A 14,936-nucleotide genomic window follows, 5' to 3' on the forward strand; every position below is an offset into this window, starting at 1 on the left:
CGGTTTTAATAGACCCATGTATACCGCTGTTGATCATCAATTGATGAGTGAGGCCTTGGCCGAAGCTCAAAAAGCCCTCTATTTATCCAATCCCAATCCTCGGGTGGGTTGCGTCATCGCCAAGGATGGGCAGGTGATTGGTCGAGGCTATACCCAAAGAGTGGGCGGTCCTCATGCGGAAGTGCAGGCCTTGGCTGATGTGAGAGCAAAGGGCTTGGATCCCACTGGAGCGACGGTCTATGTCACCTTAGAGCCTTGCAACCATACCGGCAGAACCCCGCCCTGTGTTGATGCTTTGATTGCTGCCAAGCCGGCTATGGTCATTGCTGCCATGTCTGACCCAAACCCTTTGGTGGGTGGTAAGGGCTTAGAGCGTTTAAAGGCCGCCGGAACAGAGGTGCGCTGTGGCTTATTGGAAGCCGAGGCTAAAGCGCTTAATCGGGGATTTATTTCTCGGATGACGCGAGGTTTGCCTTGGGTGCGAATGAAGATCGCTACTAGCTTAGATGGCAAGACTGCACTCCCTAACGGCCAAAGTCAGTGGATTACGGGGCCACTTGCAAGAGCGGATGGTCATCACTGGCGCGCTCAAGCCTGCGCCATTTTGACTGGTGTGGGGACAGTCAAAGAAGATGATCCAACGCTCAATGTGAGGGAAGTAAAGACAGAACGTCAGCCATGGAAAGTGATTGTGGATTCCAAATTGGAAACACCGCTAAACGCCAAGGTGCTTCATCAAGCTGATCAATCTAGAGTCATTCTGGTTTGCGCATCACTCGATTCCCCAGTCGCGAAAGAAAAAGCTGCAGCCTTTGAGGCTCTCGGTGTCGAGGTGATTGCTATGGCCAATGCTCACGGCAAAGTGGATTTACCAAAACTATTCCAATATCTCGCACAAGAGCGTCATATGAATGAAATCCATGTGGAAGCAGGGTTTAAATTAAATGGTTCTTTGCTTCGCGAAGATTGTGTTGATGAGTTGCTACTCTATTACGCCCCTTTCTTTATGGGTGAGGGTATTGGCATGGCAAACATTTCTCCTTTAGGGGTATTGGATCAACGTCAAGATTGGCAAGTGATTGATCAAGATATGTTTGGCCCCGATATCCGTTTGCGCCTCATGAAGGCTTAATTTTTATTAAAAGCATTACAACTTAAAATCCTACTATGTTTACTGGAATCATCACTGCCGTTGGCAATATCAAAAGCGCTCAAGCAAAGGGCGATGGCTTGCATCTGTTGATAGAAGTGCCCGCAGGGTATCTCGATGATGTGGCTCTCGGCGACAGCATTGCAATTCAAGGTGCATGCATGACTGCCACCCAATTGACTGAGAATAGCTTTGCCTTGGACATTTCTCGTGAGTCTTTGAATAAGACAGTAGGCCTCGATAAAGTGGGTCCTGTAAATCTAGAAAAGGCACTACGCCTGAATGATCGTCTAGGTGGTCACTTAGTGAGTGGGCACGTTGATGGGGTAGGTAAGGTGACGCAGTTTGCGGCTGTGGCTCAAGATGCTTATGGTTCATGGTTGCTACAAATTGAGGCACCCAAAGAACTCGCGCCATTCTTAGCTTACAAAGGATCAATTGTCGTGAATGGTGTTTCACTGACAGTCAATCAAACGCAAGATACTCAAGATGCTTGCTTGGTCGATATCAATATCATCCCCCACACGCTTGAGAACACCACATTAGGGAAGTTAAAACAAGGCGATGCTGCCAATCTAGAGATTGATTTGATCGCGCGTTATGTAGCGCGGATGTTAAGCAAATCTACCGTTTGACGATTAATTGTTGAAACTTTAATTAAGGCCTCGTAGGTGCTTGAGGGTATTAGATAAGCTCTAATTCTGCCATTTTTTGTGAGACCAATCGGTTGCAACTTCACAAGACCAAAGACGCCATCGAAGTCTTGGTTTAGCTTGTATACCGGAATCTTTTTAACTGCGGATTTTTTGGGCATATCCAAATTATAAGAGTCGCGATTGCTGCGGAAACCGTATAGTCTGGCAGGTTTTAAGCCCTTACTACCAATAGTCCCAATTTTGGAAGTTACATCAAGAGGCCGAGCAACCCTTGAAATCTTGGTACGACGAGGCAGTGAAGGCTGATTGGCAATCACCCCAAGATATTAAGAGTCAGTATAGAAATGCAAGTTTCATTGCTAATAACCGAGTGGTTTTTAATATCAAAGGAAATAAATATCGCTTAATTGTTGCAATAGCCTATCGCTTTGGTGCTCTCTACATTAAGTTCATTGGGACTCACGCAGAGTATGACAAGGTTAATGCCAAGACAATTGAGATGGAGGTCATATGAAGGAACTGAAACCGATTCGAAATGATGCGGAATATAAATCTGCGTTAGCAGAGATTTCTCAGTTGATTGACAAGGAGCCAGCTCCCGGTAGCAAAAAGGCGGATAGATTCGAGGTTCTTCTAATGCTGGTGGAGGTTTATGAAGCAAAGCACTACCTAATCTCCCTGCCTGATCCAATCGAGGCTATTAAATTTAGAGTGGAGCAAGCTGGGTTAAAGCCAAAAGACCTTCAACCTATGATTGGCGGATTAAATCGGGTGTACGAAATACTGAATCGTAAAAGACCGCTGACATTAAAGATGATTTGGAATTTACATACCATGCTGGGAATTCCCGCTGAAAGTTTGATTCAGCAGGGCGCGTAATTTTTAATTAGACGATGTTTGATAGCGCGTCGGATCGCTCAGATTGGCCTGTTTAAAGCCTGCATGCCTTAGGCGACAGGACTCGCATTCACCGCAGGCTTCACCCAAATCATTAGCCTGGTAGCAGGAAACAGTTTGTGAATAATCTACCCCTAGCGTAGTGCCAAGTTGAATGATTTCCGCTTTACTCATGCTGATGATGGGCGCGTGTACCCGAAAGCGATTTTCATCATTGATAGCTTCTACGCCAGCCTTGGTGGCTAGGTTGGCCATAGCCTCGAATGAGGCAACGTATTCTGGGCGGCAATCTGGATAGCCAGAGTAATCCACCGCATTGGCGCCGTAAAAGATATCTAGTCCACCCAGTGACTCTGCCCAGCCTAATGCTAGTGAAAGCAAGATGGTATTACGGGCAGGTACATAGGTAACGGGAATTTCTTGATCCTTGCCCGGAGTAATAGGTACATCAATGCTGGAGTCTGTTAAGGCGGAGCCACCAAAACGCGTGAGATCTAAGTTCACTACCTCATGGCGAACGACGCCCATTTTCTTGGCAATATGTTTGGCTGCCGCCAACTCTGAGGAGTGACGTTGTCCATAGCCGACTGACAAGACGTAAGGAGCGTAGCCTAAATCCTTCGCTAGGGCGAGGATCGTGCTGGAATCTAAACCACCGGAAAACAGAATGACTGCAGGAGCATTGGGTTTACGTGGAGCAATATTCTGAAAGGCGGCAGACAACGATGACATGGTGAAGACGTCTCTTTGTTAATTGGCTTACTTCGTTGCAGCGATCAGTTGCTGTGCGTCTTTTGCTGACTCGGTGTCTGGATATTTGCTGATGATCTCGCCAAATGTTTTCTTGGCCGCTGCTTTATTGCCGCTTTCCAATTGCGCATTACCGAGTGTCAACATGGCCGACGGAATGCGTGGATGATTTGGATAGCGCTTAATGAGGCTTTGTAATTGAGTGATAGCGCCGGTGTAATCTTTATTGGCGTATTTACTATTGCCGCTCCAAAAGAGCGCAAGCGGTACATAAGGGCTCTTGGGATAGCGATTAACAAAAGCTGAGAAGCCTTCATCGGCCTTCTTCAGATTACCCGTCTGAAACGCTTTTAAAGCGTCGTCATACGCTTTTTTCTCGCCAGGCTGTACTGTGCCACTGACGCCTTCAACTGTGGCAGTGCGAGGCTCAAAATTACCCAAGCGAGTATCGAGATCTTGGTAGTAAGTCTTTTGGCTAGTGCTGATGTCTTCGCCTTGCTTCTCCAGACTTTCTACCTTGCCACGTAACTCTGCATTATCAGCCTTGAGTTTCTCAATCTGGTTTTGTAAATCCATTTGAGTAGTGGCGAGCGACTTACGTAAATCCAAAATGGCCTTACGCGCATCATCATCGGCAAAGAGTGCCCATGCATTGCTAGATAAACAAAGAGTGGCAGCACTTAAACAAAACGCTCGTAAGAGCGTTTGTTTAAAAGAGTGATTGAGCTTACGCATGAATCTTAGTTCGTGATGTAAACAATGTCAGCACGGCGATTCTCGGCCCAAGCGGCTTCGTTATCACCATCTGCTTTTGGTTTCTCTTTACCAAAACTCACCGCCTCCATTTGGTCATCAGAAACACCCATTAAGTTGAGCGATTTGCGTACTGCATCTGAACGACGTTGACCCAATGCCAAATTGTACTCAGCTGTGCCACGATCATCGGTATTGCCTTGGATGATGATCTTTTGCTTTGGATTGGCTTTCAAAAAGCTGGCATGCGCAGAAAGTTGTTTTTGGTATTTAGTTTGAACAGTGTATTCATTGAAATCAAAATACACGCTACGTTGGAAGAGTGGGCTGCTTGGATCATTCCATGGCTGTGAGCCATAGTTACCGTTGCTACCATTGGCGCCATCAACATCATCTAGTTTGACGCTTGAGCAAGCTGCCAAAAATAATGCTGTTACACCAACGAGCGTGAGTGTCGCGGCACGGCGTGCGATAGAAATCTTCATGATCTGTCCTTTTTCCTACAAACGAAGTAACTAAATAAGCTAATAGCCAATATTATGCCTCTAAGAACGCAATATTGGCTATTTAGCCGGAATCCGTCAGTAATTTACTGAATGACAGTTTTGGTGATTTCTTAGTCCATAAATGGACCCCAAGATGGCTGACGAACATCGGATCCTGGGATGCTTAATACCTGTTTGGAGTTGCCATCTACGGAGACTGCCGCTAAGACCCGTTTGCCACCCACTTTCGTGGAATAGAGAACATAACGGCCGTTGGCGGCAAAGGAAGGGGACTCATCACTCGTACCGTCGGTGAGTGCTTGTGAGTCACCCGTTGCCAGGTTGAGGATATACAGGCGGAATGCCCCACCAATATTGGCGATATAGGCTAAGTACTTGCCATCTGGCGAGATGCGCGGGGATGTCACAAAACCTTGTTTATAGGTAATGCGTTTAGCGCCTTCAGCTTGCTCACCTTCAGCACTCATGCGATAGATCTGAGGATTGCCACCACGATCGCTCGTGAAATAGATATAGCGACCATCCGGTGAATATTGCGGCTCGGTATCGATGGTGTAACCACGGGTCAGGCGGTGTAAGCCAGTGCCGTCAGCATTAATGCCGTAGATCTGGGTATTGCCGTCTTTAGAAAGAGATACCGCGAGTTTCTTGCCATCCGGTGACCATGCAGGCGCGCTGTTGTTCCCCTTTTGATTTGAGAGGGAAATACGACGGCCAGTGGCCAACTCATGGACATAGATGACAGGCTTGCGGTCTTCAAACGAAACGTAAGCCACTTTCTTGCCATCCGGTGACCATGATGGAGAGATGATTGGCTCACCACTGTTCATGGCATTGCGGATGTTTTGACCATCCGCATCGGAGATGACTAAGCGATACCGCTTGCCTTCTTTAATGACATAAGAAAGGCGTGTCGAGAAGATTCCGCGCTCACCTAGTAATTTATAAATAATGTCATCAGCAATTTTGTGGGCTACAGCACGCAAATTATCCGCGCTGGAGTTGAGGTTGAGGCCGCCTAAACTCAGAGACTTGCGTACATCAAATAACTTGTAACGAATCTCAAACTGCGATGCGCCAGTTTGTACTACTGAGCCAACGACTAAAGCATCTGCACCACGCGCAGCCCAAGACTTATAGTTTGGTGTGCCTTCGTCACTCTCGCTCGCATTACCGTTTTCAGTATTTTTAAAGTAACCACTGCGCGCTAAGTCTTGACGAATGATTTCAGTAACGCTGGTCGGTAGCTTGTTTTCATCTTTAAAGCGCATCACGGCGATGGGATAGAGCGACTGTCCGACACCAGTGATTTCAATATTCATTTGTGCCAGTGCTGGTGAGCTTAGACCGGTCATCGACAGCATCACTGTCAATACCGCTATAACGAACGACATATATTTCTTAGCTACTTGCAACATGCTTTAGTCCTTGGGTTTAAAGGTCAGCTTAACTTCTCTTTGAGGAATTTTGCCATTGTCGTCTTTTGGCAGACTCTCTGCCCGGGTAAGTGCGAGTAATACCGCGCGATCCCAGCCGGTATTGCCGCTAGAGCTCACTAGATCAGTGCTCAAGATAGCCCCATCGGGCGCAAGATTGACTTTAACGACTGCCGCAGGATTACCGCTAATGGACTCTGGGTTAAACACAATGAGTGGTTTTACTTTCTTCACCACTTTATCTGTCCAACCGGGGGGCGCATTGCCGCCACCGCCAACGCCACTACCACTGGTGCCACCGCTACCACCTTCAGCACCGGCGGCTGCGCGTAAGCGTGCCAATTGATCGGCACGCACTTTTTCAGCAGCGGCATTGGCTTTGGTATCCGCAGGAGTGGCTGCCTTAGGAGACTCCACCTTCTTAGCTGGCTCAGTCTTTTTAGGTTTCTCTTTTTCCTTCTCCTTGGGCGGAGTTGGCTTAACTGGCTTGGGTATTTCTTTCACCACTTCTTTTTTAGGAGGCTCTTTTTCGACCTTCTTTTTCTTGATGGCGATGTCAGCCGCTTCTTCTTTCATTTCCGTTTTGACTTCTGGCTCAACGGGCGCCTCGACTTGCTGACTAGCATCCCACAGCTCAACCTCTACTCCGGAAGGCGTGGAGTTATTCCAGCTAATACCAATCATCAGAAAAGCGAGTAAACCCAAATGCGCGGCAAGCGAAAAACTAAAAGCACGTTTTGTACTTTCATTTTTAGTTAGACGACCTCGTGAGAAGTTGGGGCGAAAAGTGTGCGCGCTATTCATGTATGAAAGACAAAGAGCCTTACTGACTCTTTACTGCGAGGCCAACACGCTTCACACCGTTTTCTTTGAGCTTTGACATCACCTCCATCACTACTTCATATTTGATGGATTTATCAGCGGCAAGCACAACGGGTTGCTCAGCAGATTTTTCTGCTTGCGATCTAGCAAAGGCACCAAGTTCAAATTTATTCAAAGTCTGAACCGGATCACCATCTTTGCGAACAATGACATTCTCATTGGCGTCGATGGTTAAAAAGACGGGTGGCAAAGATTGCACTTTTGCGCCGCCGACAGTAGGCAAATTGACGACGCCAGGGTTAACCATTGGCGCAGTCACCATGAAGATGACGAGCAATACCAGCATCACGTCAATGTAGGGCACCACATTGATGTCGGCCATTGCCCGACGCTTAGAGGATTTTCTGAGTGAGCCAGCCATACTTATTTGCCTGCAGTTTGACGTTGCAAGATATTGGTGAACTCTTCAATAAAAGTTTCAAAGCGAATAGAGAGGCGATCCACATCGGTGGCCGCGCGGTTGTAAGCCACCACTGCGGGGATCGCAGCAAACAGGCCGATAGCGGTGGCGATCAGGGCCTCGGCAATACCAGGGGCTACAGCAGATAAGGTGGCGTTCTGTACGTTTGCCAGACCGCGGAAGGAGTGCATGATTCCCCATACTGTGCCAAACAGGCCGATATACGGGGATACAGAGCCTACTGAAGCCAAGAATGGGAGATTAGCCTCTAAGGCATCCATTTCCCGCTGGTAGGTGGCTTTCATGGCGCGGCGGGCGGCATCGATTTCACGGACTTTCATGAACTCTTGCATGCCTGCTTCGAAGATATGCTCCAAAACGGCATCGCTGCGGGTATTGCGTTGGGCGGCATCCAACAGCACCCCCAAGTCTCCACCAGACCAAAAGTCACGCTCAAAACGCTCGGTATCGCGTCTTACCCCCCGCAGAATGGCGGTTTTCTTAAAAATGATGGTCCATGAAGCTACAGACATTCCCAGTAATAACAACATTACTAACTGGACTAATAGGCTGGCATTAAGGACTAGAGAGAGGAATGAGAGGTCTTGTGTAGGTGTCATGGTGGATTTTGTATGATGTAGGTTGATTTTACTAAGTTAATTCACTCAGCAATACAACTTGATCAGGATTATCACCATGTTCGACCGCCAAAACACCTTAGCCAAAACCGACCCAGAATTGTGGGCAGCGATTCAGAATGAGAATCAGCGTCAGGAGGACCATATTGAGCTGATCGCTTCTGAGAACTACACCTCTCCAGCTGTCATGGCGGCCCAAGGCTCCCAGCTGACCAATAAGTACGCTGAAGGCTATCCAGGTAAGCGTTATTACGGTGGTTGTGAATTTGTGGACGTTGCTGAGCAATTGGCGATTGACCGTGTAAAAGCCCTCTTTGGTGCTGAAGCGGCAAACGTACAACCGCATTGCGGCGCGTCCGCCAACCAGGCAGTTTTCTTGGCCTTCTTGAAGCCTGGCGATACCTTTATGGGTATGAGCTTGGCCGAAGGTGGTCACTTGACTCACGGTATGGCATTGAACATGAGCGGTAAGTGGTTTAACCCAATCGCCTATGGCTTGGATAAGAACGAAGAGATTGACTACGAGCAAATGGAGCGTTTGGCTCGCGAGCACAAACCAAAATTGATCATTGCTGGCGCATCTGCTTATTCCAAAAAGATCGATTTCGAGCGCATCGGCAAATTAGCCAAAGAGGTGGGCGCGATTTTCATGGTGGATATGGCTCACTATGCTGGCTTGGTTGCCGCTGGTGTGTATCCAAACCCAGTGCCACATGCTGACATTGTTACCTCTACTACCCACAAGAGTTTGCGCGGCCCACGTGGCGGCATCATCTTGATGAAGGCTGAGCACGAGAAAGCCATTAACTCTGCGGTATTCCCAGGCTTGCAAGGAGGTCCTTTGATGCATGTGATCGCTGCTAAGGCCGTGGCATTCAAAGAAGCGCAAGAAGCAAGCTTCAAGGACTATCAAAAGCAAGTAGTTGCCAATGCAAAAGCCTTGGCTGAAACATTGATTGAGCGTGGTCTGCGCATTGTGTCTGGTGGTACAGACTCTCACGTGATGTTGGTGGACTTGCGCGCCAAGAAAATGACTGGCAAAGAAGCTGAGCGTGTATTGGGTGAAGCACACATTACTTGCAACAAAAATGGCATTCCAAATGATCCAGAAAAACCAATGGTGACTAGCGGTATTCGTTTGGGTTCACCAGCGATGACAACGCGTGGCTTTAAAGAAGCTGAAGCACGTCAAGTCGGTCATTTCATTGCGGATGTTTTGGACAATCCAAATGATGCTGACAATATCGCTAAGGTGCGCGCTCAAGTTGCAGAGTTGACAAAGCGTTTTCCGGTCTACGGCTAAGCAAGCAATTAACGAAACTTAAACGTAAAGAAGAGCTGCATTGCGCTGCCCCTTTTGCCATAACGACGATACCCAGGTACTCGATACCAGGGTATCGGACGAGGGCGATACCATTCGCCGCCGCCGCCGTTGCGCCAAATGTGACAAGCGCTTTACGACCTACGAGCGTGTAGAACTAGTTCTACCGGCGATTGTTAAAAAGAACGGTAGCCGCGTTGAATACAGTCATGACAAGCTAGTAAGCTCGGTAAAGCTGGCCTTACGCAAGCGCCCCGTATCTTCTGACTCTGTTGATGAATCCATCGCCCGCATTGAAGAGAAGCTACTCAGCTTAGGCGAGAAAGAAATCCCGAGTGAACGCGTTGGTGAGCTTGTGATGCGTGAGCTCAAGCGCTTAGATAAGGTAGCCTACATTCGCTTTGCTTCAGTCTATCGAAGCTTCGCTGATATTGAATCCTTTGAGAGTGCGCTCAAGGAGTTGAAATAGATCCATTGGCAATGGTTTTTGCTTAACCGCTACCAAAGGTTTAGGAATTCTAGGTAAGGTTATGTTTTTTCATAACCTTACAAAATAACTTCCAACCCTTTTCGTTCAATTAAAGATAAAAGTTTTAAAGACGTCCCGCTCGGTTTTTTATCGCCAGCCTCCCATTTTTGAATGGTCGATAGGCTGGTGTTCATGGCCAATGCGAAAACAGCCTGACTCAAGTAGGTTTTGCTTCGTAGCTGCTTGATTCGCTTGGCAGTCATCGGTTTTACCTCTAAATGTCTTAAAGCCTCAAACTCCTCCATGCTTTTCTTGGTAATGACACCGGCTTTGTGAAGACCTCTCACGGTATCTGTCATCTCTTCAATAATTCGACTTTTTGTTTTATTTAACATTATTTGTTAGCTCTCCGGTCAGGATTACTTCTTCGATATCTTGATCAGTCAGGCATAGCAGCCTACTTGCTGCGCCTTTAAATGAATCAACTCATCATCGTCAATATTGCCTTTTTCATTCTTTGCAAAACCAAACAGAAAAAACCATTTTCTAGATAACTTTCCCGCCACCAATGTTCTGGCGCCAGCTCTTTTGCTCATGCCCGGTAAAGCAATTCTTTTCTTAAATACGTTTCCGCCAAGATCTGCATTAATGAGGCCGGCCTCCATCTCAGCAATTGCGAAGAGTGGATCTTGATCTTTCAGCTCGGTTTTTCTCATCCACTTAGCAAAATTTTTTGTCTTGAAGGCACGTTTTTTGGTCATCAAAAACTATACCACTAAGTACGCTAGTTAAATAATACCCCTTTCCTGACAAAGAAAAAGGGGCTGCAAGTGCAGCCCCTTTTTTAAATGGTAATAGTAGGAGTTATTTAAGCTCTGCAAAGATTGAAGCAGTGATATCTTCAACGCTACCCGTACCGCTGACTTTGCGATAGGCTGGCGCCTTCACCTTGTCGGCAGGGCTGCTTTGCGTAGCCCAAGTCGAGTAGTACTCAACCAGTGGACGTGTCTGGTCGTTATATACCTGTAAACGCTTGCGAACCGTTTCTTCTTTGTCGTCATCACGCTGAATCAAAGCTTCACCAGTGACATCATCTTTACCTTCCACTTTGGGTGGGTTGAAGGTGACATGATAGGTGCGACCTGAGGCCGGATGTACACGACGACCGCTCATGCGATCAATGATGGCATCAAATGGCACATCGATTTCGAGAACGTAATCGATTGGCACGCCAGCATCTTTCATCGCTTGTGCTTGAGGAATGGTTCTTGGGAAGCCATCAAATAAATAGCCTTTGCTGCAATCAGGCTGAGTGAGGCGATCTTTGACCAAGCCGATGATGATGTCATCAGATACAAGGCCACCTGCATCCATAATCTTTTTAGCGGCAATGCCGAGTTCAGTTCCCGCTTTTACAGCAGCGCGCAACATGTCGCCTGTTGAGATTTGTGGAATTGCAAATTTTTCGCAAATGAACTGAGCTTGAGTTCCTTTGCCAGCACCTGGTGCACCGAGCAGAATCAACCGCATTGTTTTCCCCTTAGAAGACCTTCATTGTCCCGTATTTTTTCGGGTTCCTTTGTTACCAATTCCTAGGATTATCCCCGAGAACCCTTAAGGCGCTGGATTATGGGTCAGGCGCCCAAGATGCGGCGGACTCGCTCCAGGTCTTCGGCCGTATCCACCCCAGCTGGCGGGGCTTCAGTGGCGGTATGCACGGCAATGCGGTAGCCATTCCAGAGGGCGCGAAGCTGCTCTAGCGCTTCTGCCTGCTCAGGTGGAGCTGGCTCAAGCCGGCTGTACGCCTGCAAAAAGTCAGCCCGATAGGCGTAGATCCCTAAATGGCGTAAATGCGTCACGGATTGCTCAGTACTTGGATCGCGCACAAACGGAATGCTCGCTCTGGAGAAGTACAGGGCCTCGCCAGAGCGGTTGAGAACCACCTTAACGACATTGGGATTAGTGATTTCAGCCTCATCCGTAATAGGTACCGCTACGGTTGAGATGGCGCAAGCGGGGTGATCAGCTAGAGACTGGGCAACCTGGTTAATGAGTTCTGGAGGAATGAGGGGCTCATCGCCCTGCACATTCACAACCAGAGTATTTGCTGGCAGCTTTAGCAATTGTGCAACTTCTGCAATGCGATCGGTTCCTGTTGGATGATCTGGGCTGGTTAGCAGGCACTCAATACGGTGCTCATCACAGGCTGCTTGTATTTCAGGAGAGTCTGTTGCGACTACAACGCTTTGCGCTAAAGATTGCTGGGCACGTTCAGCAACACGGATCACCATGGGTTTGCCGCCAATATCGGCTAGCGGCTTGCGCGGCAAACGCGTGGAGCCCAGTCTTGCTGGAATAACTACCAGAAATTCAGGGGGCTTGGGGCTCATGGACGAAGATGAATTATTGACATTCATCAGCGGTCAAGCTGCGTGCTTCTTCCACCAACATGACCGGGATGTCATTGCGGATTGGATAAGCTAAGCGATCCGCTTTGCAAATAAGCTCATGTTTCTCGCTATCTAAATACAAAGTGCTTTTGCATAAAGGGCAAACCAAAATATCGAGTAAGCGCTTGTCCATGTCTAATCTTTATTGTTTATAAGGTGTATTGATTGGGATCGGGTCTTTGCAAAATCGATTGCAACCAGTCGGCTAAAGCATTCGGTAGATCTAAAGTCATTGGTACCACCCAGATACGCTCATCCTGTGTTGAGGAGCATTTTACGGCATCCTTCTCCGTAATCAGAATGCATTCCGAATTGATGGCGTTGAAAAACTCTGGAGTGAAGGTACTGTGATCGGGTAAGCCAATCGATTTAGCGGCAATACCTTGTTTGAGCAAATCATCGAAAAAGCGTTGAGGATTACCAATCGCTGCAATGGCAGTGATTTTGTTGGGGAGGTAGGTGTCAGCGATTGCAGCTAGTGACTGAGTGTTACTAGGATTGACGAGTTGATAAGGTATTCCTAATTGCGCGCCTAAGGTAAATGCGCGTCTTCCTAAGAAATACTCATCTACCGCCTTGGCTGAACTGCCAACCCCAGTCATGAGAGTTGCATCGCGTTCGCGTGTCGCAGGCTCACGTAGTGGGCCAGCTGGCAATAAGAAGCCGTTGCCTTCACCGCGAGCATCTCGCACCACGAATTCAATATCACGCCCACCTTCACGCGCGGGCCAACGAGCAAGGCTGCGATGCTGCAGACCATCATCACTGATGATGACGTTGATTGAAGGATCTTGTTTGAGGAGCGCGCGAATACTCTCAACCCGTTTTGGATAGACCCAAATCGGAAATTGATTTTTCGTACGTTTAGCAATGAGCACTGGTTCATCACCCACTACCGTAGGATCAGAATCACTCTGCACTGGAGTGGGCGCGCTCAATGTTCCTGCGCCATAACCTCTGCTAATAATTGCAGGCTTCCATCCCATGCGAGATAAGCGTTCAGCTAAAGCAATCACAATGGGTGTTTTGCCTGTGCCGCCTACGCGGATATTGCCCACAATAATCACAGGAACTGATTGTGGTTTTCTTCCGCTAATTCCGAGATCATTCATGAGATCAAGGATGCGATTAACTAAGCCATAGGCCCAAGATAGCGGCCATAGCAGTAGGCTGGTAGGACCACGTCTCTCCCAAAACTTGGGCGCTTTCTTGAAGCGAGTGGTAGATTTAGTAGCTGGCATTAAAAGTAATTTAAATGCTTTTTACTTCTTTGTCTGACTGCTGAAAACAATATTGGATAGATTGGCATCGCGAGCAGCTTCTAGGGCGCTCATGACTGCTTGATGGGGTGCTCTCGCATCCGCATCGATATTGACTTGAATGTTGTTCTCTTTATTCGCGCTGTTCTGATTTAACAGGTTCAGTGCATTGCTGAGTTGACTGCGGTCAGTGACTTTCCCATTGACTGCAAAGCGTCCATCGCGACTTACCGCAATATGAATTTGCTTGACTTCAGTTTGGCTGGCTGCACCATTGGCAGTTGGAAGGGTGATTGCTAGTTCTTGATAGCGCGTAAAGGTAGTGGAGATCATCAAGAAGATGAGTACTACCAAGAGCACATCAATAAAAGGAATGAGATTGATCTCCGGCTCTACCGGAGTGGATTTCACGCCCAGCGAAAATCGACTCTGATGATTCTGACGGCCAAGACCATTGTTGAGCCAACTCATTTTGAAGTGGCGGAGTTGGGGTACAACTTCTTAAACAGCTGACGAGTAAATTCTTCACACTCATGTTGACGTTGATTAGCCATCGCACGTAAGCCACGCCATGCAGCTAATGCTGGAATGGCAATCAGTAATCCAAATGCGGTGTTGTAGAGCGCTACAGAAATGCCATGGGCTAGCTGTTGTGGGCTGCCGGCGCCACCACTAATGGCGCCTTGGCTGCCAAAGATCTCAATCATGCCCACCACAGTGCCAAAGAGGCCAAGCAGGGGTGCCACAGTAGCAATCGTCGCCAATGCGCCAAGATAGCGATCAAGCTTTAAACAAGTAGCTTGCGCGCTAGCTTGTAATTCTTCTAAGGCGTCATCTGCAGAGCTGCCAGCGGTCTTCTCGCGCAGGATGCAGGCAAAGAGCGACCCTACCGGAGTAAGCTGGCTAACAGTCGTGATTTCTGCTTCAGTCACGCTTTTTTGCTGGGCAAGGGTGTTTGCCAACCCAAAGACGGTTTCCAGGCTGTCTTTGGGAAAAATATGAATTTGGCGCAAATACCAGGCTCGCTCGAGCATGATGGCTAGGCCAATAATGGAGATGATGAGGAGTGGCCAGATAGGCCAGCCGGCAGACAGTAAGATTGAGTACATAAGCTCAGTACTTTAGCTGAATTAAAAACCCGTTTTCTGAAAGTCAGCCTGTGGATAACTCTGTGCAAAACTTTCTAGGAAATGGCTTGTAAGTCCTTGATTGATCGTGAGAGCGCCTTATTTTGGGGGAATTTACTCAAAATTGGGCGTAATAATTTATGATATAAATCAATAAGATAGAGATTATCTGTTGGATTTATGAGACGATTCGGGTCAGTAATTACTTACTTATAGTACTTAGCCCCAATGCAAATTGGCTT

The 14,936-nt window shown here is 47.7% G+C and carries 22 protein-coding genes; 6 read left to right on the top strand and 16 right to left on the bottom strand.

Annotation, left to right across the window (positions count from 1 at the left end; translation table 11 throughout):
* The first annotated feature begins 16 nt into the window (after positions 1 to 16).
* Complete coding sequence (gene ribD / locus FD960_RS01380) at positions 17 to 1,132, top strand: bifunctional diaminohydroxyphosphoribosylaminopyrimidine deaminase/5-amino-6-(5-phosphoribosylamino)uracil reductase RibD (RefSeq protein ID WP_215299372.1); 1,116 nt, start codon at positions 17 to 19, stop codon at positions 1,130 to 1,132.
* Between the two features lie 35 nt (positions 1,133 to 1,167).
* On the top strand, positions 1,168 to 1,785 hold the full coding sequence (locus FD960_RS01385; protein WP_215299373.1) for a riboflavin synthase: 618 nt from the start codon (positions 1,168 to 1,170) through the stop codon (positions 1,783 to 1,785).
* On the opposite strand, the gene FD960_RS01390 is transcribed toward FD960_RS01385, so the two are convergent.
* Entirely contained in the window at positions 1,749 to 1,964 is a 216-nt protein-coding gene (locus FD960_RS01390) for a hypothetical protein (RefSeq protein WP_215299374.1), read from the bottom strand. The two genes, FD960_RS01385 and FD960_RS01390, sit on opposite strands and share 37 nt — an antisense overlap.
* A 113-nt stretch (positions 1,965 to 2,077) precedes the next feature.
* On the opposite strand from FD960_RS01390, the gene FD960_RS01395 reads away from it, so the two are divergent.
* A complete protein-coding gene (locus FD960_RS01395; protein WP_215299375.1) occupies positions 2,078 to 2,320 on the top strand; it encodes a type II toxin-antitoxin system HigB family toxin in 243 nt (80 codons plus the stop codon).
* Positions 2,317 to 2,685: a type II toxin-antitoxin system HigA family antitoxin gene (locus tag FD960_RS01400; RefSeq protein ID WP_215299376.1), complete on the top strand. Its 369-nt coding sequence runs from the start codon at positions 2,317 to 2,319 to the stop codon at positions 2,683 to 2,685. The genes FD960_RS01395 and FD960_RS01400 overlap by 4 nt, the downstream gene beginning before the upstream one ends.
* 3 nt (positions 2,686 to 2,688) lie before the next feature.
* Here the strand turns inward: FD960_RS01400 and queC are convergent, their stop codons facing one another.
* The 7 genes from queC to tolQ all read right to left on the bottom strand — a co-directional run bounded on the left by queC (position 2,689) and on the right by tolQ (position 8,050).
* A complete protein-coding gene (queC, locus tag FD960_RS01405) occupies positions 2,689 to 3,435 on the bottom strand; it encodes a 7-cyano-7-deazaguanine synthase QueC (protein ID WP_215299377.1) in 747 nt (248 codons plus the stop codon).
* Positions 3,436 to 3,462: 27 nt separating this feature from the next.
* Positions 3,463 to 4,188 carry a tol-pal system protein YbgF gene (gene ybgF / locus FD960_RS01410; protein WP_215299378.1) on the bottom strand — a complete coding sequence of 242 codons (726 nt, stop codon included), beginning with the start codon at positions 4,186 to 4,188 and terminating at the stop codon, positions 3,463 to 3,465.
* Positions 4,189 to 4,193: 5 nt separating this feature from the next.
* Positions 4,194 to 4,691, bottom strand: a complete 498-nt coding sequence (pal, locus tag FD960_RS01415) for a peptidoglycan-associated lipoprotein Pal (protein WP_215299379.1) — start codon at positions 4,689 to 4,691, stop codon at positions 4,194 to 4,196.
* A gap of 131 nt (positions 4,692 to 4,822) precedes the next feature.
* Entirely contained in the window at positions 4,823 to 6,106 is a 1,284-nt protein-coding gene (gene tolB / locus FD960_RS01420; protein WP_215300535.1) for a Tol-Pal system beta propeller repeat protein TolB, read from the bottom strand.
* A 27-nt stretch (positions 6,107 to 6,133) separates the two neighbouring features.
* Positions 6,134 to 6,952 (bottom strand): cell envelope integrity protein TolA, encoded by an 819-nt coding sequence (tolA, locus tag FD960_RS01425; RefSeq protein WP_215299380.1) that lies wholly within the window; start codon positions 6,950 to 6,952, stop codon positions 6,134 to 6,136.
* Positions 6,953 to 6,971: 19 nt separating this feature from the next.
* The gene (locus FD960_RS01430; RefSeq protein WP_015420456.1) at positions 6,972 to 7,391 is read right to left on the bottom strand and encodes an ExbD/TolR family protein; all 420 of its coding nucleotides are present in this window, start codon (positions 7,389 to 7,391) and stop codon (positions 6,972 to 6,974) included.
* A 2-nt stretch (positions 7,392 to 7,393) separates the two neighbouring features.
* Positions 7,394 to 8,050: a protein TolQ gene (tolQ, locus tag FD960_RS01435; RefSeq protein WP_215299381.1), complete on the bottom strand. Its 657-nt coding sequence runs from the start codon at positions 8,048 to 8,050 to the stop codon at positions 7,394 to 7,396.
* A 76-nt stretch (positions 8,051 to 8,126) separates the two neighbouring features.
* Between tolQ and glyA the strand changes: the two genes are divergently transcribed.
* Positions 8,127 to 9,371, top strand: a complete 1,245-nt coding sequence (glyA, locus tag FD960_RS01440; RefSeq protein WP_215299382.1) for a serine hydroxymethyltransferase — start codon at positions 8,127 to 8,129, stop codon at positions 9,369 to 9,371.
* 40 nt (positions 9,372 to 9,411) lie between these two features.
* Positions 9,412 to 9,858, top strand: coding sequence for a transcriptional regulator NrdR (gene nrdR / locus FD960_RS01445; RefSeq protein ID WP_015420459.1), 447 nt, complete (start codon positions 9,412 to 9,414; stop codon positions 9,856 to 9,858).
* A gap of 77 nt (positions 9,859 to 9,935) precedes the next feature.
* Here the strand turns inward: nrdR and FD960_RS01450 are convergent, their stop codons facing one another.
* The 8 genes from FD960_RS01450 to FD960_RS01485 form a co-directional block, all read right to left on the bottom strand.
* Positions 9,936 to 10,253, bottom strand: coding sequence for a DNA-binding transcriptional regulator (locus FD960_RS01450; protein WP_215299383.1), 318 nt, complete (start codon positions 10,251 to 10,253; stop codon positions 9,936 to 9,938).
* Between the two features lie 48 nt (positions 10,254 to 10,301).
* Entirely contained in the window at positions 10,302 to 10,619 is a 318-nt protein-coding gene (locus FD960_RS01455) for a type II toxin-antitoxin system RelE/ParE family toxin (protein WP_215299384.1), read from the bottom strand.
* 103 nt (positions 10,620 to 10,722) lie between these two features.
* Entirely contained in the window at positions 10,723 to 11,388 is a 666-nt protein-coding gene (adk, locus tag FD960_RS01460) for an adenylate kinase (RefSeq protein WP_215299385.1), read from the bottom strand.
* Between the two features lie 104 nt (positions 11,389 to 11,492).
* Positions 11,493 to 12,248 carry a 3-deoxy-manno-octulosonate cytidylyltransferase gene (gene kdsB, locus FD960_RS01465; protein ID WP_215299386.1) on the bottom strand — a complete coding sequence of 252 codons (756 nt, stop codon included), beginning with the start codon at positions 12,246 to 12,248 and terminating at the stop codon, positions 11,493 to 11,495.
* 13 nt (positions 12,249 to 12,261) lie between these two features.
* The gene (locus tag FD960_RS01470) at positions 12,262 to 12,441 is read right to left on the bottom strand and encodes a Trm112 family protein (RefSeq protein WP_215299387.1); all 180 of its coding nucleotides are present in this window, start codon (positions 12,439 to 12,441) and stop codon (positions 12,262 to 12,264) included.
* Between the two features lie 16 nt (positions 12,442 to 12,457).
* Positions 12,458 to 13,549 carry a tetraacyldisaccharide 4'-kinase gene (gene lpxK / locus FD960_RS01475; protein WP_215299388.1) on the bottom strand — a complete coding sequence of 364 codons (1,092 nt, stop codon included), beginning with the start codon at positions 13,547 to 13,549 and terminating at the stop codon, positions 12,458 to 12,460.
* Positions 13,550 to 13,570: 21 nt separating this feature from the next.
* The gene (locus FD960_RS01480; protein WP_215299389.1) at positions 13,571 to 14,038 is read right to left on the bottom strand and encodes a biopolymer transporter ExbD; all 468 of its coding nucleotides are present in this window, start codon (positions 14,036 to 14,038) and stop codon (positions 13,571 to 13,573) included.
* Positions 14,035 to 14,676 (bottom strand): MotA/TolQ/ExbB proton channel family protein, encoded by a 642-nt coding sequence (locus FD960_RS01485; RefSeq protein ID WP_215299390.1) that lies wholly within the window; start codon positions 14,674 to 14,676, stop codon positions 14,035 to 14,037. The genes FD960_RS01480 and FD960_RS01485 overlap by 4 nt, the downstream gene beginning before the upstream one ends.
* Positions 14,677 to 14,936: the final 260 nt, after the last annotated feature.

The organism is Polynucleobacter sp. AP-Nino-20-G2 (assembly GCF_018688235.1).
Lineage (GTDB): Bacteria > Pseudomonadota > Gammaproteobacteria > Burkholderiales > Burkholderiaceae > Polynucleobacter.

What these genes read in the sequence shown, in the direction of transcription:
- ribD (WP_215299372.1), top strand. Translation starts at nt 17, where the DNA reads ATGTATACCGCTGTTGATCATCAATTGATGAGTGAGGCCTTGGCCGAA.
- FD960_RS01385 (WP_215299373.1), top strand. Translation starts at nt 1,168, where the DNA reads ATGTTTACTGGAATCATCACTGCCGTTGGCAATATCAAAAGCGCTCAA.
- FD960_RS01390 (WP_215299374.1), bottom strand. Translation starts at nt 1,964, where the DNA reads ATGCCCAAAAAATCCGCAGTTAAAAAGATTCCGGTATACAAGCTAAAC.
- FD960_RS01400 (WP_215299376.1), top strand. Translation starts at nt 2,317, where the DNA reads ATGAAGGAACTGAAACCGATTCGAAATGATGCGGAATATAAATCTGCG.
- queC (WP_215299377.1), bottom strand. Translation starts at nt 3,435, where the DNA reads ATGTCATCGTTGTCTGCCGCCTTTCAGAATATTGCTCCACGTAAACCC.
- ybgF (WP_215299378.1), bottom strand. Translation starts at nt 4,188, where the DNA reads ATGCGTAAGCTCAATCACTCTTTTAAACAAACGCTCTTACGAGCGTTT.
- pal (WP_215299379.1), bottom strand. Translation starts at nt 4,691, where the DNA reads ATGAAGATTTCTATCGCACGCCGTGCCGCGACACTCACGCTCGTTGGT.
- tolB (WP_215300535.1), bottom strand. Translation starts at nt 6,106, where the DNA reads ATGTCGTTCGTTATAGCGGTATTGACAGTGATGCTGTCGATGACCGGT.
- tolA (WP_215299380.1), bottom strand. Translation starts at nt 6,952, where the DNA reads ATGAATAGCGCGCACACTTTTCGCCCCAACTTCTCACGAGGTCGTCTA.
- FD960_RS01430 (WP_015420456.1), bottom strand. Translation starts at nt 7,391, where the DNA reads ATGGCTGGCTCACTCAGAAAATCCTCTAAGCGTCGGGCAATGGCCGAC.
- tolQ (WP_215299381.1), bottom strand. Translation starts at nt 8,050, where the DNA reads ATGACACCTACACAAGACCTCTCATTCCTCTCTCTAGTCCTTAATGCC.
- glyA (WP_215299382.1), top strand. Translation starts at nt 8,127, where the DNA reads ATGTTCGACCGCCAAAACACCTTAGCCAAAACCGACCCAGAATTGTGG.
- FD960_RS01450 (WP_215299383.1), bottom strand. Translation starts at nt 10,253, where the DNA reads ATGTTAAATAAAACAAAAAGTCGAATTATTGAAGAGATGACAGATACC.
- FD960_RS01455 (WP_215299384.1), bottom strand. Translation starts at nt 10,619, where the DNA reads ATGACCAAAAAACGTGCCTTCAAGACAAAAAATTTTGCTAAGTGGATG.
- adk (WP_215299385.1), bottom strand. Translation starts at nt 11,388, where the DNA reads ATGCGGTTGATTCTGCTCGGTGCACCAGGTGCTGGCAAAGGAACTCAA.
- kdsB (WP_215299386.1), bottom strand. Translation starts at nt 12,248, where the DNA reads ATGAGCCCCAAGCCCCCTGAATTTCTGGTAGTTATTCCAGCAAGACTG.
- FD960_RS01470 (WP_215299387.1), bottom strand. Translation starts at nt 12,441, where the DNA reads ATGGACAAGCGCTTACTCGATATTTTGGTTTGCCCTTTATGCAAAAGC.
- lpxK (WP_215299388.1), bottom strand. Translation starts at nt 13,549, where the DNA reads ATGCCAGCTACTAAATCTACCACTCGCTTCAAGAAAGCGCCCAAGTTT.
- FD960_RS01480 (WP_215299389.1), bottom strand. Translation starts at nt 14,038, where the DNA reads ATGAGTTGGCTCAACAATGGTCTTGGCCGTCAGAATCATCAGAGTCGA.
- FD960_RS01485 (WP_215299390.1), bottom strand. Translation starts at nt 14,676, where the DNA reads ATGTACTCAATCTTACTGTCTGCCGGCTGGCCTATCTGGCCACTCCTC.